The 21482-nt window shown below is 61.6% G+C and carries 20 protein-coding genes; 11 read left to right on the top strand and 9 right to left on the bottom strand.

The genetic code is table 11. The annotated features are described in order from the left end of the window. Nucleotides 1–18: 18 nt before the first annotated feature. The 6 genes from QF039_RS26930 to fdhA all read left to right on the top strand — a co-directional run bounded on the left by QF039_RS26930 (nt 19) and on the right by fdhA (nt 7737). Nucleotides 19–1269: a sarcosine oxidase subunit beta gene (locus QF039_RS26930; protein ID WP_003209185.1), complete on the top strand. Its 1251-nt coding sequence runs from the start codon at nt 19–21 to the stop codon at nt 1267–1269. A 15-nt stretch (nt 1270–1284) separates the two neighbouring features. Beyond that, complete coding sequence (locus tag QF039_RS26925) at nt 1285–1587, top strand: sarcosine oxidase subunit delta (protein WP_003209187.1); 303 nt, start codon at nt 1285–1287, stop codon at nt 1585–1587. Continuing rightward, the gene (locus tag QF039_RS26920) at nt 1584–4601 is read left to right on the top strand and encodes a sarcosine oxidase subunit alpha (RefSeq protein ID WP_307521577.1); all 3018 of its coding nucleotides are present in this window, start codon (nt 1584–1586) and stop codon (nt 4599–4601) included. Before QF039_RS26925 ends, QF039_RS26920 begins: the two co-directional genes overlap by 4 nt. A gap of 132 nt (nt 4602–4733) precedes the next feature. Then, on the top strand, nt 4734–5366 hold the full coding sequence (locus tag QF039_RS26915; RefSeq protein ID WP_008434339.1) for a sarcosine oxidase subunit gamma: 633 nt from the start codon (nt 4734–4736) through the stop codon (nt 5364–5366). Nucleotides 5367–5486: 120 nt separating this feature from the next. After that, a complete protein-coding gene (gene purU / locus QF039_RS26910) occupies nt 5487–6344 on the top strand; it encodes a formyltetrahydrofolate deformylase (protein WP_003209192.1) in 858 nt (285 codons plus the stop codon). Between the two features lie 193 nt (nt 6345–6537). After that, nucleotides 6538–7737 carry a formaldehyde dehydrogenase, glutathione-independent gene (fdhA, locus tag QF039_RS26905; RefSeq protein ID WP_003209194.1) on the top strand — a complete coding sequence of 400 codons (1200 nt, stop codon included), beginning with the start codon at nt 6538–6540 and terminating at the stop codon, nt 7735–7737. 728 nt (nt 7738–8465) lie between these two features. Here fdhA and QF039_RS26900 read toward each other — a convergent pair. The 4 genes from QF039_RS26900 to QF039_RS26885 form a co-directional block, all read right to left on the bottom strand. After that, the gene (locus QF039_RS26900) at nt 8466–8714 is read right to left on the bottom strand and encodes a hypothetical protein (RefSeq protein ID WP_258342535.1); all 249 of its coding nucleotides are present in this window, start codon (nt 8712–8714) and stop codon (nt 8466–8468) included. A 413-nt stretch (nt 8715–9127) separates the two neighbouring features. Further along, on the bottom strand, nt 9128–9586 hold the full coding sequence (locus QF039_RS26895) for an anti-sigma factor domain-containing protein (RefSeq protein ID WP_003209196.1): 459 nt from the start codon (nt 9584–9586) through the stop codon (nt 9128–9130). 84 nt (nt 9587–9670) lie between these two features. Further along, a complete protein-coding gene (locus QF039_RS26890) occupies nt 9671–10348 on the bottom strand; it encodes an anti-sigma factor domain-containing protein (RefSeq protein ID WP_307521574.1) in 678 nt (225 codons plus the stop codon). Beyond that, nucleotides 10345–10980, bottom strand: a complete 636-nt coding sequence (locus QF039_RS26885) for a sigma-70 family RNA polymerase sigma factor (RefSeq protein WP_307521573.1) — start codon at nt 10978–10980, stop codon at nt 10345–10347. Before QF039_RS26885 ends, QF039_RS26890 begins: the two co-directional genes overlap by 4 nt. A 153-nt stretch (nt 10981–11133) precedes the next feature. On the opposite strand from QF039_RS26885, the gene QF039_RS26880 reads away from it, so the two are divergent. Next, the gene (locus tag QF039_RS26880) at nt 11134–11703 is read left to right on the top strand and encodes a DUF2780 domain-containing protein (RefSeq protein WP_003209203.1); all 570 of its coding nucleotides are present in this window, start codon (nt 11134–11136) and stop codon (nt 11701–11703) included. Here QF039_RS26880 and QF039_RS26875 read toward each other — a convergent pair. Continuing rightward, nucleotides 11700–12587, bottom strand: coding sequence for an acyltransferase (locus QF039_RS26875; RefSeq protein ID WP_003209204.1), 888 nt, complete (start codon nt 12585–12587; stop codon nt 11700–11702). The genes QF039_RS26880 and QF039_RS26875 overlap by 4 nt on opposite strands. 173 nt (nt 12588–12760) lie before the next feature. Between QF039_RS26875 and QF039_RS26870 the strand changes: the two genes are divergently transcribed. Genes QF039_RS26870 through creD form a run of 4 tightly spaced genes read left to right on the top strand, consistent with a single transcriptional unit; the run spans nt 12761 to nt 16780 of the window. Further along, nucleotides 12761–13261 carry an ATP-dependent zinc protease gene (locus tag QF039_RS26870; RefSeq protein WP_003209205.1) on the top strand — a complete coding sequence of 167 codons (501 nt, stop codon included), beginning with the start codon at nt 12761–12763 and terminating at the stop codon, nt 13259–13261. A 9-nt stretch (nt 13262–13270) separates the two neighbouring features. Further along, entirely contained in the window at nt 13271–13939 is a 669-nt protein-coding gene (creB, locus tag QF039_RS26865; RefSeq protein WP_307521569.1) for a two-component system response regulator CreB, read from the top strand. After that, nucleotides 13939–15378 (top strand): two-component system sensor histidine kinase CreC, encoded by a 1440-nt coding sequence (gene creC / locus QF039_RS26860; RefSeq protein WP_307521567.1) that lies wholly within the window; start codon nt 13939–13941, stop codon nt 15376–15378. The genes creB and creC overlap by 1 nt, the downstream gene beginning before the upstream one ends. 52 nt (nt 15379–15430) lie before the next feature. Then, entirely contained in the window at nt 15431–16780 is a 1350-nt protein-coding gene (gene creD, locus QF039_RS26855; protein ID WP_307521566.1) for a cell envelope integrity protein CreD, read from the top strand. A gap of 201 nt (nt 16781–16981) precedes the next feature. On the opposite strand, the gene QF039_RS26850 is transcribed toward creD, so the two are convergent. From QF039_RS26850 to QF039_RS26835, 4 genes are all read right to left on the bottom strand, one after another. Next, nucleotides 16982–17611 carry a glutathione S-transferase gene (locus QF039_RS26850; RefSeq protein ID WP_003209214.1) on the bottom strand — a complete coding sequence of 210 codons (630 nt, stop codon included), beginning with the start codon at nt 17609–17611 and terminating at the stop codon, nt 16982–16984. A 35-nt stretch (nt 17612–17646) separates the two neighbouring features. Further along, a complete protein-coding gene (locus QF039_RS26845) occupies nt 17647–17823 on the bottom strand; it encodes a hypothetical protein (protein ID WP_003209216.1) in 177 nt (58 codons plus the stop codon). Continuing rightward, the gene (locus QF039_RS26840; RefSeq protein WP_307521563.1) at nt 17820–18923 is read right to left on the bottom strand and encodes a PepSY domain-containing protein; all 1104 of its coding nucleotides are present in this window, start codon (nt 18921–18923) and stop codon (nt 17820–17822) included. The genes QF039_RS26845 and QF039_RS26840 overlap by 4 nt, the downstream gene beginning before the upstream one ends. 62 nt (nt 18924–18985) lie before the next feature. Then, nucleotides 18986–21415 (bottom strand): TonB-dependent siderophore receptor, encoded by a 2430-nt coding sequence (locus tag QF039_RS26835; protein ID WP_307521561.1) that lies wholly within the window; start codon nt 21413–21415, stop codon nt 18986–18988. Nucleotides 21416–21482: the final 67 nt, after the last annotated feature.

The raw sequence follows: 21482 nt of genomic DNA, 5'->3' as shown, positions 1-21482 counted from the left end.
GGTTTTGGAGTAATGACTATGCAACGCTACTCGGGCTTCGGCCTCTTCAAGCACTCACTCAGCCACCACGAAAACTGGCAGAAGATGTGGCGCACGCCCACCCCGAAAAAGGTCTACGACGTGGTCATCGTCGGCGGAGGCGGGCATGGTCTGGCGACGGCTTACTACCTGGCCAAGGAGCACGGCATCACCAACGTGGCGGTGGTCGAAAAAGGCTGGCTGGGCGGCGGTAACACCGCGCGCAACACCACCATCGTGCGGTCCAACTACCTGTGGGACGAGTCGGCGCACCTGTACGAACACGCGATGAAACTCTGGGAAGGTTTGTCCCAGGATTTGAACTACAACGTGATGTTCTCCCAGCGTGGCGTCTACAACCTGTGCCACACCCTGCAGGATATCCGTGACTCCGAGCGTCGCGTCAGCGCCAACCGCCTCAACGGTGTGGACGGCGAACTGCTCAACGCCAAACAAGTGGCCGATGAGATTCCGTACCTCGACTGCTCCAAGAACACTCGCTACCCGGTCATGGGCGCCACCGTGCAACGTCGCGGCGGCGTGGCCCGTCACGATGCCGTGGCCTGGGGCTTTGCCCGCGCCGCCGACGCACTGGGCGTGGACTTGATCCAGCAGACCGAAGTCATCGGTTTTCGCAAGGAAAACGGCGTGTGCATCGGCGTGGAAACCAACAAGGGGTTCATCGGCGCCAAGCGCGTCGGTGTGGTGACCGCCGGTAACTCCGGCCACATGGCTTCGCTGGCCGGCTTCCGCCTGCCAATCGAATCCCACCCGCTGCAAGCACTAGTGTCGGAGCCGATCAAACCGATCATCGACAGCGTGATCATGTCCAACGCCGTGCACGGTTACATCAGCCAGTCCGACAAGGGCGACCTGGTGATCGGCGCCGGTATCGACGGCTACAACGGCTATGGCCAGCGCGGCTCGTACCCGGTGATCGAGCACACCATCCAGGCCATCGTCGAGATGTTCCCGGTGCTGTCCCGCGTGCGCATGAACCGCCAGTGGGGCGGCATCGTCGACACCACGCCGGATGCCTGCCCGATCATCTCCAAGACCCCGGTCCCGAACATGTTCTTCAACTGCGGTTGGGGCACCGGTGGTTTTAAAGCGACTCCAGGCTCAGGCAACGTATTTGCCGCAAGCCTCGCCAAGGGTGAAATGCACCCGTTGGCTGCTCCATTCTCCATCGACCGTTTCCACAACGGTGCGCTGATCGACGAACACGGCGCTGCGGCCGTCGCCCACTAACAGGAGAAATTCCCTATGTTGCATATCTTCTGTCCTCACTGTGGCGAACTGCGCTCCGAAGAGGAATTCCACGCCTCCGGCCAAGCGCACATCCCGCGCCCACTGGACCCGAACACCTGCACCGACGAGGAGTGGGGCGACTACATGTTCTTCCGCGACAACCCGCGCGGCCTGCACCACGAACTGTGGATTCACGCCGCCGGTTGCCGCCAGTATTTCAACGCGACCCGCGACACCGTGACCTACGAAATTCTTGAAACCTACAAGATAGGCACCAAGCCGCAATTCACCGCCAAGGCTTCTGGAGAGAAGGTATGAGCCAGATCAATCGCCTGTCCAACGGTGGCCGGATCGACCGCAACAAAGCCCTGAGCTTCACCTTCAACGGCCAGAGCTACAAAGGCTTTGAGGGCGACACATTGGCCGCTGCATTGCTGGCCAACGGCGTCGACATTATCGGTCGCAGCTTCAAGTATTCCCGCCCGCGCGGCATCTTCGCCGCCGGTGCCGAAGAGCCGAACGCGGTGCTGCAGATCGGCGCCACCGAAGCCACGCAAATCCCCAACGTGCGCGCCACGCAACAGGCGCTGTACCAGGGTTTGGTCGCCACCAGCACCAACGGCTGGCCGAGCGTGAACAACGACATGATGGGCATTCTCGGCAAGGTCGGCGGCAAGCTGATGCCGCCGGGTTTCTACTACAAAACCTTCATGTACCCGCAATCGTTCTGGATGACTTACGAGAAGTACATTCGTAAGGCAGCCGGTCTTGGCCGCTCGCCGACCGAGAACGATCCGGACACCTACGACTACATGAACCGTCATTGCGACGTGCTGATTGTGGGCGCGGGCCCTGCCGGCCTGGCGGCTGCGTTGGCCGCCGCCCGCAGTGGCGCCCGGGTGATCATCGCGGACGAGCAGGAAGAGTTCGGCGGCTCCTTGCTGGACTCCCGCGAAAGCCTCGATGGCAAGCCTGCGGCCGAGTGGGTTGCCAGTGTGATTGCTGAACTCAAGGCCCTGCCGGACGTGGTGCTGCTGCCTCGCGCCACCGTCAACGGTTACCACGACCATAACTTCCTGACCATTCACGAACGCCTCACCGACCACCTCGGTGACCGTGCGCCGATCGGCCAGGTGCGTCAGCGCATTCACCGGGTTCGCGCCAAGCGCGTGGTGTTGGCCACCGGTGCGTGCGAGCGTCCGCTGGTGTACGGCAACAACGACGTACCGGGCAACATGCTGGCGGGAGCGGTCTCCACTTACGTGCGTCGCTACGGCGTGGCACCGGGCAAGAAGCTGGTGCTGTCCACCAACAACGATCACGCCTACCGCGTGGCGCTGGACTGGTTCGACGCCGGCCTCAGCGTTGTCGCCGTAGCCGATGCCCGCCACAATCCACGGGGCGCGCTGGTTGAAGAGGCGCGTGCCAAAGGCATTCGCATCCTCACCGGCAGCGCCGTGATCGAGGCCCGTGGCAGCAAGCACGTCACTGGCGCCCGTGTTGCGGCCATCGATGTCAAAGCTCATAAAGTCACCAGCCCCGGCGAGTGGCTGGAGTGCGACCTGGTCGCCAGCTCCGGCGGCTACAGCCCGGTGGTCCACCTGGCCTCGCACCTGGGCGGCAAGCCGACCTGGCGTGAAGACATCCTCGGTTTTGTACCGGGCGAAGCACCGCAGAAACGCGTGTGCGTCGGTGGCATCAATGGCGTCTACGGCCTCGGCGATTCCCTGGCCGACGGTTTTGAAGGTGGCGTGCGCGCCGCCAGCGAAGCCGGGTTTGCGCCGGTGGAAGGGACGCTGCCCAAAGCCTTGAGCCGTCTGGAAGAACCGACCCTGGCGCTGTTCCAGGTACCTCACGAGAAAGCTACCGCACGGGCGCCGAAGCAATTTGTCGACCTGCAGAACGACGTCACCGCAGCCGCCATCGAACTCGCCACCCGCGAGGGTTTCGAGTCGGTGGAGCACGTCAAGCGCTACACCGCACTGGGATTCGGCACTGACCAGGGCAAGCTCGGCAACGTCAACGGCCTGGCCATCGCGGCCCGTTCGCTGAATGTGACCATCCCGCAGATGGGCACTACCATGTTCCGTCCCAACTACACGCCGGTAACCTTCGGCGCGGTAGCAGGCCGGCACTGTGGGCACATCTTCGAGCCGGTGCGCTACACCGCGCTGCAAGCCTGGCACGTGAAAAACGGCGCCGAGTTTGAGGACGTCGGCCAGTGGAAACGCCCATGGTATTTCCCGCGCAACGGTGAAGACCTGCACGCCGCAGTGAAGCGCGAATGCCTGGCCGTGCGTGACAGCGTCGGCCTGCTGGACGCGTCCACCCTCGGCAAGATCGACATCCAGGGCCCGGATGCCCGCGAGTTCCTCAACCGCATCTACAGCAACGCCTGGACCAAGCTCGACGTGGGCAAGGCCCGCTACGGCCTGATGTGCAAGGAAGACGGCATGGTCTTCGACGACGGCGTCACCGCTTGTCTGGCCGACAACCACTTCCTGATGACCACCACCACCGGCGGCGCAGCGCGCGTACTGCAGTGGCTGGAAATCTACCAGCAGACCGAATGGCCAGACCTCAAGGTGTACTTCACCTCGGTCACCGACCACTGGGCAACCATGACCTTGTCCGGCCCCAACAGCCGCAAGCTGTTGAGCGAAGTCACCGACATCGACCTGGACAAGGACGGCTTCCCGTTCATGACCTGGAAAGAAGGCCTGGTGGGCGGCGTGCCGGCGCGAGTGTTCCGGATTTCGTTTACCGGTGAGCTGTCGTACGAAGTCAACGTGCAGGCCGACTACGCCATGGGCGTGCTCGAGAAAATCGTCGAGGCCGGCAAGCAGTACAACCTGACGCCTTATGGCACCGAAACCATGCACGTGCTGCGGGCCGAGAAGGGGTTCATCATCGTCGGCCAGGACACCGACGGCTCGATGACCCCGGACGACCTGAACATGGGCTGGTGTGTAGGCCGTACCAAACCGTTCTCGTGGATTGGCTGGCGCGGGATGAATCGCGAGGATTGCGTGCGTGAAGACCGCAAGCAGCTTGTCGGACTCAAGCCGATCGACCCGAACGTGTGGCTGCCGGAAGGCGCGCAACTGGTGTTCGACGCCAAGCAGACGATCCCGATGAAGATGGTCGGCCACGTCACCTCCAGTTATGCCCATAACTCCCTCGGTTATTCGTTTGCCATGGGCGTGGTGAAGGGCGGCTTGAAGCGCATCGGCGAGCGGGTGTTTGCACCGCTGGCGGATGGCAGCGTGATCGAGGCGGAGATTGTTTCTTCGGTGTTCTTCGACCCTAAAGGCGATCGCCAGAACATCTGACACCTGATCGTTCCCACGCTCCGCGTGGGAATGCATCCCGGGGCGCTCTGCGCCCCAAGAGCGGACGCAGAGCGTCCATGGCGGCATTCCCACGCAGAGCGTGGGAACGATCAAATTCAACACAGGTGCTTTATGACAGCAGCCAATGTTTACCAACAACGCCCCACCTCCGGAGCCAAGGCTGAGTCGTCGCTGCACCATGCCGACCTCGCCAGCCTGGTAGGCAAGGGCCGCAAGAACGCCGGCGTGACCGTGCGTGAAAAGAAACTCCTCGGCCACCTGACCATTCGTGGCGATGGCCATGACGCAGCCTTCGCCGCCGGTGTGCACAAAGCCTTGGGTATCGAATTGCCCGGTGCCCTGCAAGTCATCGTCAAGGGCGAGACCAGCCTGCAATGGCTCGGTCCGGATGAGTGGTTGCTGGTAGTGCCAGGCGGTGAGGAATTCGCCGCCGAGCAAAGTTTGCGTGAGGCGCTGGGTGATTTGCATATCCAGGTCGTCAACGTCAGCGGCGGCCAGCAGATTCTCGAACTCAGCGGCCCGAACGTGCGTGACGTGCTGATGAAATCCACCAGCTACGACGTGCACCCCAACAGCTTCCCGGTGGGCAAGGCGGTGGGCACGGTGTTTGCCAAGTCGCAATTGGTGATTCGCCATACTGCTGAAGACACCTGGGAGCTGGTGATTCGTCGCAGCTTCTCGGATTACTGGTGGCTGTGGTTGCAGGATGCGGCGGCTGAGTATGGTTTAAGCGTCCAGGCCTGATCGTTCCCACGCTCCGCGTGGGAATGCATCCCGGGACGCTCCGCGTCCCAAGAGCGGACGCAGAGCGTCCATTGCGGCGTTCCCACGCAGAGCGTGGGAACGATCAAGGAGTCACGAATAATGAGCCGCGTACCCGATACATGGATTTTGACCGCCGACTGCCCCAGCGTGCTCGGCACGGTGGACGCGGTCACTCGCTACCTGTTCGAGCAGGGCTGCTACGTCACTGAGCACCACTCCTTCGATGACCGGCTCTCGGGCCGGTTCTTCATCCGCGTGGAGTTCCGCCAGCCCGATGGTTTCGACGAACAAGCCTTCCGCGATGGCCTGGCCACCCGTGGCGAAGCCTTCGGCATGATCTTCGAACTGACCGCGCCGAACTACCGGCCGAAAGTGGTGATCATGGTCTCCAAGGCCGATCACTGCCTCAACGATTTGCTCTACCGCCAGCGCATCGGCCAACTGTCGATGGACGTGGTCGCCGTGGTCTCCAACCACCCCGACCTCAAGCCCCTGGCCGACTGGCACCAGATTCCGTATTACCACTTTCCCCTGGACCCCAACGACAAGCCGTCGCAAGAGCGCCAGGTGTGGCAGGTGATCGAGGAATCCGGCGCCGAGCTGGTGATCCTTGCGCGCTACATGCAAGTGCTGTCGCCGGAGCTGTGCCGCAAGCTTGACGGTAAAGCCATCAACATCCACCACTCCCTGCTGCCCGGTTTCAAGGGCGCCAAGCCGTATCACCAGGCTTACAACAAGGGGGTGAAACTGGTGGGCGCCACTGCGCATTACATCAATAACGATTTGGACGAAGGCCCGATCATCGCCCAGGGCGTGGAGGTGGTGGACCACAGTCACTATCCGGAAGATTTGATAGCCAAGGGACGGGACATCGAAGGCCTGACCCTGGCCCGGGCCGTGGGGTATCACATTGAGCGGCGGGTGTTCTTGAACGCCAATCGGACAGTGGTGCTCTGATGGACGCCTTCGCGAGCAAGCCCGCTCCCACATTCGACCGCATTTCAAAGGTAGGACTCGGTCAACTGTGGGAGCGGGCTTGCTCGCGAAGAGGCCATCACTAACAACGCAAAACAGCATCTGTACCCGAGCACTTAAACGCGCTGCCTGCCTGGGCAACGCGGTTCCATAAAAACAACAGCGAGGTGAAAGCATGTCTGGTAATCGTGGTGTCGTGTATCTCGGCAACGGCAAGGTCGAAGTACAGAAAATCGACTATCCCAAAATGCAGGACCCCCGTGGCAGGAAGATTGAGCACGGCGTCATCCTGCGCGTGGTCTCCACCAACATCTGCGGCTCCGACCAACACATGGTGCGCGGCCGCACCACTGCCCAGACCGGCCTGGTCCTGGGCCACGAAATCACCGGCGAGGTGATCGAGAAGGGCAGCGACGTCGAGAACCTGAAGATCGGCGACCTGGTGTCGGTGCCGTTCAACGTCGCATGCGGCCGTTGCCGTTCCTGCAAGGAGCAGCACACCGGCGTGTGCCTGACCGTCAACCCGGCCCGTGCCGGTGGCGCCTACGGCTATGTCGACATGGGCGACTGGACCGGCGGCCAGGCCGAATACGTGCTGGTGCCTTACGCCGACTTCAACCTGTTGAAACTGCCGGACCGCGACAAGGCCATGGAGAAAATCCGCGACCTGACTTGCCTCTCCGACATCCTGCCCACCGGCTACCACGGTGCAGTCACTGCGGGCGTTGGCCCGGGCAGCACGGTCTACATCGCCGGTGCCGGGCCTGTGGGCCTGGCAGCTGCCGCCTCCGCTCGCCTGCTGGGCGCTGCGGTGGTGATCATCGGTGACGTCAACCCGATCCGCCTGGCCCACGCCAAGGCCCAGGGTTTTGAAATTGCCGACCTGTCGAAAGACACCCCGCTGCACGAACAGATCGCTGCGTTGCTGGGCGAGCCGGAAGTGGATTGCGCCGTCGATGCCGTGGGTTTCGAAGCGCGTGGCCATGGTCATGAAGGGGCCAAGGCAGAGGCTCCGGCCACCGTGCTCAACTCGTTGATGGGCGTGGTGCGGGTGGCTGGCAAAATCGGTATTCCGGGCCTGTACGTGACCGAAGACCCGGGTGCCGTGGATGCCGCTGCAAAAATGGGCAGCCTGAGCATTCGTTTCGGCCTGGGCTGGGCCAAGTCCCACAGCTTCCACACCGGGCAAACCCCAGTGATGAAGTACAACCGCCAACTGATGCAGGCGATCATGTGGGACCGTATCAACATTGCCGATATTGTCGGTGTGGAAGTCATCAGCCTGGATGACGCGCCACGCGGGTACGGCGAGTTCGATGCGGGCGTGCCGAAGAAGTTTGTGATTGATCCGCACAAGTTGTTCAGCGCGGCGTAGGCGATAGATAAGGGCGACCCTTGGGTCGCCCTTTTTATATAAGATTTCAGTTTTCTATAAGAAACCCGGTGATGGTGATACCTATCAGCGAGAGGCAGGTAACGAGTGTTGGTATGACCATTCAATACTTGAGGTGCCGTGGTATTTGTTCAACGTCCTCAACCAGTACCATACCCCTGCGTTGAATTATTCCCGGAATGAGAATAACGGTTGCCATAGCGAATACGCGTTGCGGTCTTCCTTCAAAGTGGCTATGACGAAACGTGTGCCTGCATCCGACTATAAAGGTGCTGTATTGCATATAGCGCTCAGCGGCATCGAGCTTTTTGTACATGGCAGAAAAGACGATTGGGAAGCTGAGTAGCAGGAGGGCGCATGAGACCACCGCAAAGTATTCCAAGTGCATTCAATCCTCCACTGCCTGATAGAGAACTTTACCCACCAACTCCCCAGCATTAATCACCGGCTGCCCAGGTAACACCACGGTTGCGGATATGTTGGTTAAGGATGTCGAACTTGGTTTGAACATGAGGATTAAGCGAGAGGCGTTGTTTCAGTAGCGGATAAGGCTGTGGTCGATCATTGATAAATGCGTAAGGTCCCTGCATCGCGTGCACCTCCAAGTGACTGAGGCGCACGACTATAAGAAAGCGCTGCAGGCGAGGTAAGACGCGTGCAGGGACGTTTTTAGTGTTTCGGAAATGGACTACTTAAGTGTCGGCGTATGCCTACTCCTGCAGCCGCCGACCGATCACATCCATCAAATCGCAACCGTCGCGCAGCGGAATGGCGCAGAGCAGGGCGAAGTCCTTGAGGACGATGGTGTCGGTGATGAGGGTGTCGCGAAACGCGAGGTTTTCCAGGACTTGGGTCACCGCGCGGATGCGGTAGGCGGCTGCGTCGTGGAGCACGTCCAGCGGGGTTTGGGTGTCGATGAGCAGGGAAGGGACGGTGCAGTCGTGGCCGGTTAAGGGCATGTAGCGGTTCATGTTTTAAATCCATTCAAGTAGGAGTGGACTGCACACTTATTTCGTCGCCAAACGAAATGGGTGGCAGCTGTACGCAGGTTGGCGAACCGGGAATGGAGACCGGCAGACCCGAAGGTCTCCCGCGCACAGCCGCCATAAAGCGGCTATTGCGGACGCAAAAGAACCTGCAAACAAGCAGAGCGCTTTTGCACCATTCCTCGGGTCGCCAAACCCGTATCGCCATGTGGACGACCGCCGGACTATAAGCTTCCTTGTTTGGCCGAGGCAAGACGCAATGCCGAACACATTTCCCGACACAATGACGATCAACTGTAGGAGCGGGCTTGCCCGCAAAAAACCTGAGGGCGCCGGGCAAAAAAAAGGCGACCCCGGGGGTCGCCTTCTTTGCCTGCGTGGGTCACTCAGCGGATCGCCAAAGCCCCCTGATACACCGTTGGCCCCGTTGGCTGCTTGCTCACCGAGCCGCCCTTGGTTTCCGAGCTGACCATCAGTGTCACCGGCTTGCTGATCGACTCCTGCTGGCGAGGGTTGATGCCGATAATGCCTTTGCCGTCTTCCGGCAGCAGGCCCAGCGACACTGGCGTGCCGTCAGCCGGGACGGCCCACAGTTCCAGGCTTTGGTCCGGAGCCGGTGCCGTGGCGGCAATCGGCTGCACTTCGAGGTAATCCTTGTGGGCCACGATCTGCGTGGCCGGTTGCTGGGTGGTGTTCACCAGCAATGCGGCAGCCTTGACGCTGTCCTGGGTGTAGAGGGCGCCGCCGACGCCTGCCACTATCACCAAACAGGCGCCGACGAACAGGCGTGGGCGGTTCCAGAATGAAGGCTTGTGCTCAATCACTTGGGGGTTGATCGCAGTCATTAGGCTCTTCCTGACATGTTTTGTAGTCTTTCATGGACCCGGTTAACGGCGATCGGTTCCTCATCCGTCGTATTGAGCCTCGGATCAGAGTGATGCCAATTGGCCCTGGTACAGCACCGGCCCGGTGGGTTGTCCGGTCGGCGAGCCGCCCTCAGGCTCAAGGCTCACTGCCAGGGTCAGCGGCGCCGTCAGCAGCGCCTGGTGTTCTTTGCTCAACTGGATTCGGCCGTTACCCGACACCGGCAACAACCCCAGGGAGATGGGTTTGCCGCCTGCCGGGATTGCCCACAGTTCCAACGCGCGGGCCGGCTCCACGGCCGCCAGGGTCAGCGGTTCCACTTGCAGGTGATCCGCGTAGGCCTGGATCTTCAGCGCCGGCTGCTGATCAGCCGCCACCAGCGTGGCGTTGTACTCCACCCCAAGATCGCGCTGGTACAACACACCCACCAATACCGCGATCACCACCCCGCACGCCGCTACCAGCAAGCGCAGGTTCATCCAGAACGGTTTCTTCGGCGGCATATGCAGCACTTGCGGCTCAATGCGCGCCTTGATCCCTTCCCATACGTGGTCCGGCACCGGCCGTTCAGGCAGCGGCCCGGTGAGGCTGGCGAGGGCATCCTGCCAGTGCCCGAGTTCGACGCGCAGCGCCGCGTCATCCCGCAGCAGCGCTTCAAAGCGCCGGCGGGCGGTGGCAGGCATCAGCCCGATGGCGTAGTCAGCCGCCAGGGCGCGGCGCAGGGCGGTGGTCTGGTAGTTCATGATTCAAGGCACCTGCGCAAGCGCTCCATGCCGCGGCGAATCCAGGATTTGACCGAGCCCAGCGGCGCGGCCAGATGTTCGGCCAATTCCGAGCACGACAAGCCCTGGAAGTAAGCCACGGTGATCGATTGACGCTGCATGCCTTCGAGACTGTCGAGGCAGCGGTTCAGGGCGAGGGCTTCACGCTCGCTGTCGAGCTGTTCATGGGCGCTGGGGCTTTCGTCGGCCGTGGCGTCCTCCTGGCCTTCGCTCAAGGGTTGTTCGCGGTGTTTGCGCAACTGGTCGATCGCCAGGTTGCGGGTGATATTGACCATCCAGGTCATGGGCGCCGACAGATGGGCCTCATAGCGTGAGGCGTTGTACCAGATGCGCACGAAGCTTTCCTGCAACACCTCCTCGGCCAGCTCCTTGCGACCCATGAAACGCAAGGCAACACCGTGCAAACGCGGGGAAACGCTGCGATAGAGCGTTTCGAACGCCTGGCGATTACCCAGTGAACACTGGGCCAGCAATTGCCGTAGCTGATCTGCATCGTAGGTCGAAATAGGGCTTCTCCAGGCGCTTGCAACAGAGCGATGGGACGGCGCACGGTAAAGAGGGCAGGCTGAGGTTAGTCCAGCTTGGGCATTCATTCCATCTACCTCCGTGCGGCTCGTGGTGGATATACGCAGCGCAAGGCGCATCGGATGCAGTGGTTTTCTGAACTAATCTGCAGGGAGGGAACAATCCTTCGGCGTACCCAGTCAAACTCCTGCTTTTTGCGCTTACTTTCAGAGGTTGTCTTGATGAAGATTTCACGCGGTTTTGCCCTGTCCTGCCTGTTGACCGTGGCGGCCAGCCCGGTATTTGCGGCAGGTTTCAGCCTCGGCGACGTGGCCAATGCCGTGTCCGGTGCACAAGGTGGCGACAAGGCAGCAGCGGCTGCACCCACTTCACAGACCGCTGGTCTGCTGCAGGCACTGACCTCGCAATTGAACGTGACCCCTGAGCAGGCCGTTGGTGGTACCGGCGCAATGCTGGGCCTGGCCAAGAATAAATTGGGCGGCGGTGATTACTCGCAACTGACCAAAAGCGTACCGGGCCTGGACAAGCTCTCCGGCAGCAACTCCCTGGGCAGCCTCGGCGCCCTGAGCGGCATGCTCGGCCAGAGCGGCGGCAGCAAGACCTCGGGCCTGGATGGCGTGTTGGGTAACGTGAAAAACACCAATGACTTGAACACTGCGTTCAGCGCGCTGGGCATGGACAGCGGGATGGTGGGCCAGTTTGCGCCGGTTATCCTGAAATACCTGGGCGGCCAAGGCGCCAGCGAGTCGGTGCTGGGCAAACTGGCTTCGGCCTGGGGCACTGGCGGCTAAGGCCGCTCCGCGCGCAGTTGGGCGATGCGCGCATCCTTCTCCATCCAGAGCTGGTTGACCCAGTTCTGGACGGTCTGGCGAAACGCCGGATCGTTCTCGTAATCCCCCTGCCACAACGCCGGATCCAGCTCTCGGGTACGGATATCCACGATCACCTTCGGCACCGCACCACTGATCAAGTCCCAGAAGCCCGGAATGTTTTCCTGTGGATAAACCACGGTGACGTCGAGCACCGCATCCAGCTGTTCACCCAACGCCGCGAGCACGAACGCCACGCCACCCGCCTTGGGCTTGAGCAGGCGCTCGAAGGGTGAAGCCTGCTGTTTGCGCTTGGCCGGGGTGAACCGCGTGCCTTCCAGGTAATTCACCACGGTGACCGGCTGGCGCTTGAACAACTCGCAGGCCTCTTTGGTGATTTTCAGGTCCTGGCCTGCCAGTTCCGGGTGCTTGGCCAGGAATGCCTTGCTGTAGCGCTTCATGAACGGGTAATCGAGTGCCCACCAGGCCAGGCCCAGGAAGGGTACCCAGATCAGTTCCTTTTTCAGGAAGAACTTGAAGAACGGCGTGCGCCGGTTGAGGGCCTGGATCAGTGCGGGGATGTCGACCCAGGATTGATGGTTGCTGATCACCAGGTAAGAAGTGTCACCCCGCAGGTCGCCGCCGCCGCGAATGTCCCATTGGGTAGGGATGCACAGGGCGAAGATCAGCTTGTCGATCTCGGCCCAGGTTTCGGCGATCCACATGACGGCCCAGGACGCATAGTCACGAAAGCGACCGGGGGCCACCAGCTTGAGCAGGGCAAACACCATCAGCGGCCCGAACAGCACCAGGGTGTTGAGCAACAGCAGCAATGTGACGAAACAGCCGGTGAGCAGGCGGCGCATAAGTAACTCTTGGAATCATTTTTGGCCCGCCATGATAAGCAGCTTGGGCCTGGAGACCAAATCGCAAATAAGCTTACGAATGTTTCACAGCGGGCTGGGTATGCTCTGTGATCTAACTAAGCAGCGAATTTGCAGTCTAGAATTGGCCCACTTATTTCAAGGAAACCTCCTACGTGAAATCCATCCTTGCCCTGCTAACGCTGGTGGCCTTGCCTGTCATGGCCGCCGAGCCGACCCTTTACGGTCGCTACGAATACATCCAACTGCCGGAAATCGGTGAGACCTTCAAGGCCAAGATGGACACCGGCGCGCTGACCGCCTCGCTGTCGGCCCGGGACATCGAGACCTTCACCCGTGATGGCGACGACTGGGTACGCTTCCGCCTCGGCGGCAAGGACGCCACCAACAAGGTGTACGAGCACAAGGTGTCGCGCATCAGCAAAATCAAGAGCCGCGCCGACGAAGATGACGACAAGGACGAAGCCACCGTGGCCAAGCGCCCGGTGATCGACCTGGAAATGTGCCTGGGCAACGTCAAGCGCACCGTCGAGGTCAACCTCACCGACCGCAGCAGCTTCAACTACCCGCTGCTGATCGGCGCCAAGGCCCTGCGTGAATTCGGCGCTGCGGTAAACCCGGCCCGCCGTTACACTGCGGACAAACCGGACTGCTGACGGAACACCATGGCGCATATCCTGATTGTCGAAGACGAAGCGGCTATCGCTGACACGCTGATTTTCGCCCTGCAAGGCGAGGGCTTCACCACCACCTGGTTGAGCCTCGGCCAGGCGGCGCTGGCCCATCAGCGGCAAACCCCGGCGGACCTGGTCATCCTCGACATCGGCCTGCCGGACATCACCGGCTTCGAAACCTGCAAGCAACTGCGGCGTTTCAGCGAAGTGCCGGTGATGTTCCTCAGCGCCCGGGACGGCGAGATCGACCGCGTGGTGGGTCTTGAGATCGGCGCTGACGACTATGTAGTCAAGCCGTTCAGCCCGCGGGAAGTGGCAGCGCGGGTACGGGCCATTCTCAAGCGCGTGGGCCCCGGTGCTGCTCCGGCGGTGTTCCAGGTGGACCTGGAGCGCATGCAGATCAGTTATCGCGGCCAGCCCCTGAGCCTCACTCGCCATGAATTCCGTCTGCTGCACAGCCTGCTGGAGCAACCCGAGCGCGTGTTCAGCCGCGAGCAACTGCTGGATGCGGTGGGCGTGGCGGCGGACGCAGGCTACGAGCGCAATATCGACAGCCATATCAAAAGCGTTCGCAGCAAATTGCGTACGGTGGCGCCCGAGTCTGAGCCGATCCAGACCCATCGCGGCCTTGGCTACAGCTACAGCCCGGGCAACAGCTGATGCGCCTGGGGATCCGGTTCTTCCTGGTCTATGCGCTGTTTATCGGCCTGACCGGCTACTTCGTACTCAGCACCGTGATGAAGGAAATCCGCCCCGGTGTGCGCCAGTCCACCGAAGAAACCCTGGTGGACACCGCCAACCTGCTGGCGGAAATCCTGCGCAGCGATGTGAAGAACGGCACCCTCGGCCAGAGCCATTGGCCCGAGCTGCTCAAGGCCTACGGCGAACGCCAGCCCGGCGCGAACATCTGGGGCCTGCCGAAAAACCAGGTCAACCACCGCATCTACGTCACCGACGCCAAGGGCATTGTGCTGCTGGACTCCAGCGGCGAGGCCGTAGGCGAGGATTACTCGAAGTGGAATGACGTGTACCTGACCCTGCGCGGCGAATACGGTGCGCGCTCGACCCGCAGCGAACTGGACGACCCTGCCTCATCGGTGATGCACGTCGGCGCGCCGATCCGCGATAACGGGCAGATCATCGGCGTAGTCACGGTGGCCAAGCCCAACAGCTCGTTGCAGCCCTACGTGGACCGCACCGAAAACCGGCTGCTGTGGTACGGCGCCGGGCTGGTGGGCCTGGGCTTGTTGTTTGGCGCGTTGTTGTCGTGGTGGTTGAGTGTCGCGCTGCGCCGGCTCACGGCGTATGCCCAGGCCGTCAGCGAGGGCCGGCGTGCCGAGTTGCCGCACTATCGCGGTGGTGAACTGGAGCAGTTGTCCACCGCCGTGGAACACATGCGCACCCAGCTGGAAGGCAAGGCGTACGTCGAACGTTATGTGCACACCCTGACCCACGAATTGAAAAGCCCGCTGGCGGCGATTCGTGGTGCGGCGGAGCTGTTGCAGGGCGACATGTCCCGTGACCAGCAGCAGCGTTTCGTGAGCAATATCGACAGCGAAAGTGCGCGCTTGCAGCAGTTGATCGAACGCCTGCTGAACCTGGCGCAGGTGGAGCAGCGCCAGGGCCTTGAGGACCAGGCCAGCCTGTCGTTGGCGGCGCTGGTGGACGAAGTGCTCAGGGCTCAATGTGCGCGCATTGAAGGCGCCGGGTTGCAGGTCGAGCAGGCGATTGCCGCGGATCTGCAGGTGTACGGCGAGCCGTTCCTGCTGCGCCAGGCACTGGGTAACCTGCTGGAAAACGCGCTGGATTTCACACCGCCCGGTGGCACGTTGCGGTTCAGCGCCAAGGCCTTGGATGACGGGATCGAATTCACCCTGTTCAACCAGGCCGACGCCATTCCCGAGTACGCGTTGCCGCGCCTCAGCGAGCGCTTCTATTCCCTGCCGCGCCCGGCCAGCGGGCGCAAGAGCACCGGCCTTGGGCTCAATTTTGTCGAAGAGGTGATGAAGCTGCACGGCGGCTCATTGCAGATCGGCAACGTGCCCGGCGGCGTGCAGGTAAAACTGCATCTCCACACAGTCTCCACATTCCCTTCATAAATCCCCCTTAAGCGCCCGCCAGACTCTCCCCCATCAAAACAGGGAGAGCTTCATGAACCGCAATCTGCTTTTCAAATTGGGCGCCATCGCGCTGCTGATCGTGCTGTTGTTGATTCCGTTGCTGATGATCCACGGGGTGATTACCGACCGTCAGCAACTGCGCGACGACGTCTTGCAGGATATCGCCCGCAGTTCCAGCTACAGCCAGCGCCTCAATGGCCCGGTGCTGGTGGTGCCTTATCGCAAGACCGTCCGGGAGTGGAAGCTCAATGAAAAGCTCAACGAACGCTACGAAGAAACCCGCGAGGTGCGTGGTCATCTGTATTTCCTGCCGGAGCAATTTGCCCTCGACGGGCAGGTGCAAACCGAAGTGCGGGCCCGGGGCATTTACCAGGCGCGGTTGTTCCACGCCGACAGCCGTATCAGTGGGCGGTTTGTGTTGCCGGAGCAGTGGGGCATCTCGGAAAACTTTGCCGATTACCGCTTTGACCCGGCGTATCTGGCAGTGGGTATCAGCGACATTCGCGGCATCGAAAATGCGTTGAAGCTGGAGCTGGGCAGCCAGCAACTGGCGTTTTCCCCGGGCACTCAAGTGGCTTGGCTGGGAGAGGGTGTGCACGTGATGCTGCCCGAGCAGGACAGCAGGAATCCGTCACCTTTTGACTTCGCCTTTGACCTGCGCCTGCAAGGCACCGAGCAACTGCAAGTGGTGCCGGTGGGCAAGACCAGCCAGGTCAAGCTCGCGTCCAACTGGCCGCACCCCAGCTTTATCGGCAACTTCCTGCCGACCCAGCGTGAGGTCACCGCGCAAGGCTTCAGCGCCCATTGGCAGACCACATTTTTCTCCACCAATTTGGAAGAAGCACTCAGCAGTTGCCTGGCCGAGCGCGGCTGTGACGACTTCAACAGCCGCAGCTTCGGCGTGAGCTTTATCGACCCGGTGGACCAGTACCTCAAGAGCGATCGGGCGATCAAATATGCGCTGCTGTTCATTGCCCTGACGTTTGCCGGTTTCTTCCTGTTCGAGGTGCTCAAGAGCCTGGCGGTGCACCCGATCCAGTACGCGTTGGTGGGGGTTGCCCTGGCGTTTTTCTATTTGCTGTTGTTGTCATTGTCCGAGCACATCGGGTTTGCCCCGGCGTACCTGATATCGGCGGCGGCCTGTGTGTTGCTGATCGGGTTTTACGTCTGCCATGTGCTGCGCAGTGTCGCCCATGGCCTGGGGTTTTCAGCAGGGTTGGCGGCGTTGTATGGCTTGCTGTACGGGTTGCTGAGTGCCGAGGATTACGCGTTGTTGATGGGTTCGTTGCTGCTGTTCGGGTTGCTGGGCACGGTGATGGTGCTGACCCGCAAGCTGGATTGGTATGGCGTGGGCAAACGCAAGGAGATGGGTGATGAGTAGGTCGTTGGGGTTGCGGGAAGATCAGCAAGAGGGCGCGCAGTTAGTGGTGAGGATCAACGCGCTGTTCCCTTTGGCCCGGGAGCTTTTTGTGGCGAGGGAGCTTGCTCCCGCTGGGCTGCGCAGCGGCCCCAAAAATCCTGGGAGCGCTTCGCACTCCAGCGGGAGCAAGCTCCCTCACCACAAGAGAACCCTTGCAGCAGGTTAGGCCGGTGGCTGGGTCTGGAGCATCGACGGCCGCTGACTCACCTCGGCATACCACGCCGCCAGCTTCGGATGGCTCGACCGCCACTGCATGTCCGGGTGGCGGAAGTCCAGATAAGCCAGTGCACACGCCACGCTGATCGCGGCCACGTCAAACGGCCCGGCCAGTTCGGCGATGGCGTCCTGTTCGAGCATGTCGAGGGCGCGGCGGATCTTGTCGCGCTGGCCTTCCAGCCACAGGTCCCAATGTTTTTCCTCGGGGCGCATGGCGGTTTCATAACGCACCAGTACGGCGGCATCCATGATGCCGTCGGCGGTCGAGGCCAGGGTCAGGCGCCGCCAGCGGGCCGGGCCGTTACGGGGGATCAGTGGAGTCCCGGTGTGTTGGTAGTCGAGGTAATCGAGGATCACCCGGCTGTCGTGCAGCGCATTGCCGTCGGCCAGGCGCAGGGCGGGGATCTTGCCCAGCGCGTTGTCCAGGATTACATCGGCGTCGGGCTTGACCGGCGTCGGCACGCAGGCGTGCAAGGTCACGCGGTCCAGTTGACCGGTCTCGTGCAACAACACCCGTACTTTGCGCACAAACGGCGAGGCAGGGTTGTGGAACAACGTCATGCTGGGGGTGGACATGGGCATTCCTCGGAAAAGGGCAGCGCTAATCTATCTCAACGCTTGAGCAACGCCCAGCTACCTATGGCGGCCGGAATGCCCAGCCCCACCCAGCTCAGCGAATCCCACAAGCCGTCCCCCAGCAATGCCGCAAACAATCCGGCAGCACTCAACAACCCGATGGCCAGCGGAATGCCGAATACCTTCCAGAAACTCGATTGCCTCGGCTTCATGACTTGGCCGCCTTGCGCCGCACCAGCCACAGGTACACGCCACAGCCCAGGACGATGATGGTCAGCACATCCAGCACCGCCCACAGGATCTTCATCGGCATGCCGCCGTAGTCACCGAAGTGCAGCGGCTGGGACATGCCCATGGCGTCCATGTACCACGGCCGTTCGGCGATGGCGGTGACGTGCAGGTTGCTGGCGTCGATCAATACCGGCGTCAGCAGGTGTGAAGTCAGGTGGGTGCTGCCTTTCATGAACACCGCGTAGTGATGCTCGCTGGAGAAACGCGTGCCGGGGAACGCGATAAAGTCCGGCTCCATCCCGGGCGCGGCCTTGGCGGCAATCGTCAGCAGGTCGGTGGCGGGGGCGCGCAGGGTCAGCGGCGGGGCGTTTTTGTAAGGCTCGATCATTGCGCTGAGGCTGTCGGTGCGCCACGCGGCGATGATCAGGTCGGCGCAGGCGCTGATCACGCCGGTCACGCCCACTACCAGCGCCCAGGTCAGGGTGACCACGCCGATCAGGTTGTGCAGGTCGAGCCAGCGCAGGCGCGTGGATTTGTCCTGGCGCACGGTGGCGAATTTCAGCCGGCGCATGAACGGCAGGTACAACACCGTGCCGGAGATGATCGCCAGCACAAACAGAATGCCCATGAACGCCAGCAGCAACTTGCCCGGCAGCCCGGCGAACATATCGACGTGCAGGCGCAGCAGGAACATCGTCAGCCCGCCGTTGGCCGAAGGCGTTTCCACGGCTTCGCCGGTGCGGGCGTCGAGCATGAAGGTGTGGGAGGAGTTGGGTTCGGTGCCGGCGGTGGCGGCCATGATCGCGATCACGCCGTTCTTGTCGTCTTCGTCCCAGGCCAGGTATTGCATGGCTTCGCCGGGGCGATGGGCCTGGGCTTTGGCAACAAGCTGTTCGAGGTTCAGCTGTGGGGTATCGGCGGGCATCTGTGCCAGCTCGGGTTCGTTGCCCAGCAGGTGGTCGATCTCGTGGTGGAAGATCAACGGCAGGCCGGTGAGGGCGAGCAGCAGCAGGAATACGGTGCAGACGAGGCTGGTCCAGGTGTGGATGAAGGACCAGCGGCGGATGGTTTTGCTTTTCATTTTCTAGCCTTCAGACACACCGAAGCCGCCCACGGGGGCGGCCCGGTTGTTAACTCAGCCGATTACCACTGGTAGGTGGCACTGGCGACGACGCTGCGTTGGTCGCCGTAGTAGCAGTAGGAAGCATCGCAGGTGGAAATGTAGTCCTTGTCGAACAGGTTGGTGGCATTCAGTTTCACCGAAGCCCCCTTGAGGCTGTTGTCCAGGCGGCCGAGGTCGTAATGCACGGAGGCATCGAACACGGTGTAGGCATTGGCCTTGCCCAGCCAGGTGTTGCCCTGGTCGCCATAGGTATTGCCGGTGTAGCGGGCACCCGCGCCAATGCCGAAACCGTCGAGCACACCGGCGTGCCAGGTGTAGTCGGTCCACAGTGAGGCTTGCTGGTTTGGCATCAGTTGCAGGCGGTTGCCTTTGTATTGGCCTTTTTGCACTTCGGATTTGGCCAGGGTGTATGCAGCGATGACCTTAAGGTTCTCGGTCACGTCAGAGACGGCTTCCAATTCCAGGCCCTTGACCTTCACTTCGCCGGTCTGGTTGGTGATCGACTGGCCACCGGCGCCGAAGCTGGTAACCAGCACGTTCTTTTGGGTCAGGTCGTACACCGCGGCGCTCAGCAGGGTATTTGAGCCGGGTGGTTGGTACTTGACCCCCAATTCCCATTGCTTGCCTTCGGTGGGTTTGTACGACTCGGTTGGCGAGACGCTGGCGTTACTCGCTGGCTGGAACGATTCGGCGTAGGAGAGATACGGAACGAAGCCCGAATCGAACACATAGCTCAGCGCGGCGTTGCCACTGAAGTTCTTGCTGCGGTCGGTATTGGTTGCATCGTTTTTGTTGAAGTAGGTGGTGCCTTGGTGCACCCAGTCTTCACGCCCGCCGAGGGTCAGGCGCCACTGGTCCAGGGCCATCTGGTCCTGGGCGTAAAGGCCAGTCTGGATGGTTTTCTGGTTGTAGTCGTAATAAGCGGTGGAGCGCGCCGGACGCACCACCGGCTTGGTGTTGACGGGGTTGTAGAGGTTGACTGTGCCGCCGTCACCGAAGATCGACAGGTACGAGGTGTCGGTGCGCTGGTGATCCAGGCCGAGCAACAGCGTGTGGGTGATATCACCGGTGGCGAAGTCAGCCTGGAAATTGTTGTCGACGGCGAACTGGCCGATGTTTTCGTCCACGTTGGTCGACGAGCGGCTGGTATTGCCCTCGGCATCAATGGTCGAGTAACCGTAGGAACCCACGGTCAGTTGCTGGAAAGCCAGCTCCGACTTGGTGTAACGCAGGTTCTGCTTGAACTGCCAGGTATCGTTGAAGCGATGCTCGAAGGCGTAGCCCAGCGCGTAGTAGGTGCGGTCGTAGTACTCGTAGTCCGGGTCGCCGAGGTTCTTGTGATGAGAGATGTCCCCCAACGGCGATTTGATCTTGGTGCCGACAATGGGCAGGAACTGACTGGTGGCGCCGGTATCGTCGCGGGTGAACTGCGACAGGAACGTCAGCTTGGTGTCGGTATCAATATTCCAGGTCAGGCTGGGGGCGATGTTGTAGCGCTTGTTGTCGATGTGATCGACCTGGGTGCCGGCGTCGCGCACCACACCGCTGAGGCCGTAGAGAAACTGGCCTTCATCATCGATCTTGCCGGTGCTGGCGAAGTTGATCTGGCGGTAGTTGTCGCTGCCGTACTGCACCTGGATGGCATTGCTCGACTCGGCACTTGGACGTCGGCTGACCATATCCAGCAGGCCACCCGGTGGCGTCTGGCCGTAGACCGACGAGGCCGGCCCACGCAGCAGCGCAAGGCGGTCGAGGTTCCAGGTTTCGGCTTTCGGGTTGGCATACACGCCGCGTGGCAGCGGCAGGCCGTCGAGGAACTGGGTGGGTTCGAAGCCGCGTACACGCATCCAGTCGTAGCGGGTGTCACTGCCGTAGCTGGCGGACACGATACCGGGCATGTATTTGACGGCGTCATCCAGGTTTTGGACGTTGCGGTCCTGCATTTGCTGGCGAGTGGCGACGGAAATCGAACGCGGGGCTTCGACCAGTGCGGTATCGGTCTTGGTGCCGGCAGCGGTGCGGGTCGCCAGGTAACCGTCAACCGGCCCCCATGCGCTTTCCGCGTCGGCCTGGCCGGTAATGCTGGTCTCCGGCAATGCCACGACCCCATCCGGGATCGCTACCAGGCTGAACGTGCCTGCACTGCTTTGCTCCAGTTGCAGCCCGGTCCCGCGCAACGCTTCACGCAATGCGCCTTGTGCATCGAATTGCCCGTTTACCGGCGCGGAAGTCTTGCCCGCTGCCAACCCCGGGTTCAGCGTCAGCGCCAAACCGGCCTGGCTGGCGATCTGGTTCAAGGTGGTGGCCAGCGACGCTGCCGGCAGATTGTAGGCGCGCACACTGGACGCTTGTTCGGCGGCGAGCAACTGGGTGCTGGCCAGCGGGGCGCTGAGGGCAATGGCCACGGCCAACAGGCTGGGGCGCAACAAGGTGTCTAGCGTGCGGGACATAGGGCGGCTCCTGAATGGAAACATTTCTCAATTGCCTATGTGCCGAGCGAGATGCAAAAAGTGATAG

The organism is Pseudomonas sp. W2I6, assembly GCF_030815935.1.
In the GTDB taxonomy this organism is placed as follows: Bacteria; Pseudomonadota; Gammaproteobacteria; order Pseudomonadales; family Pseudomonadaceae; genus Aquipseudomonas.
Note: the sequence above shows the minus strand (reverse complement) of the source record. Positions and strands in the feature narration are given on the sequence as shown.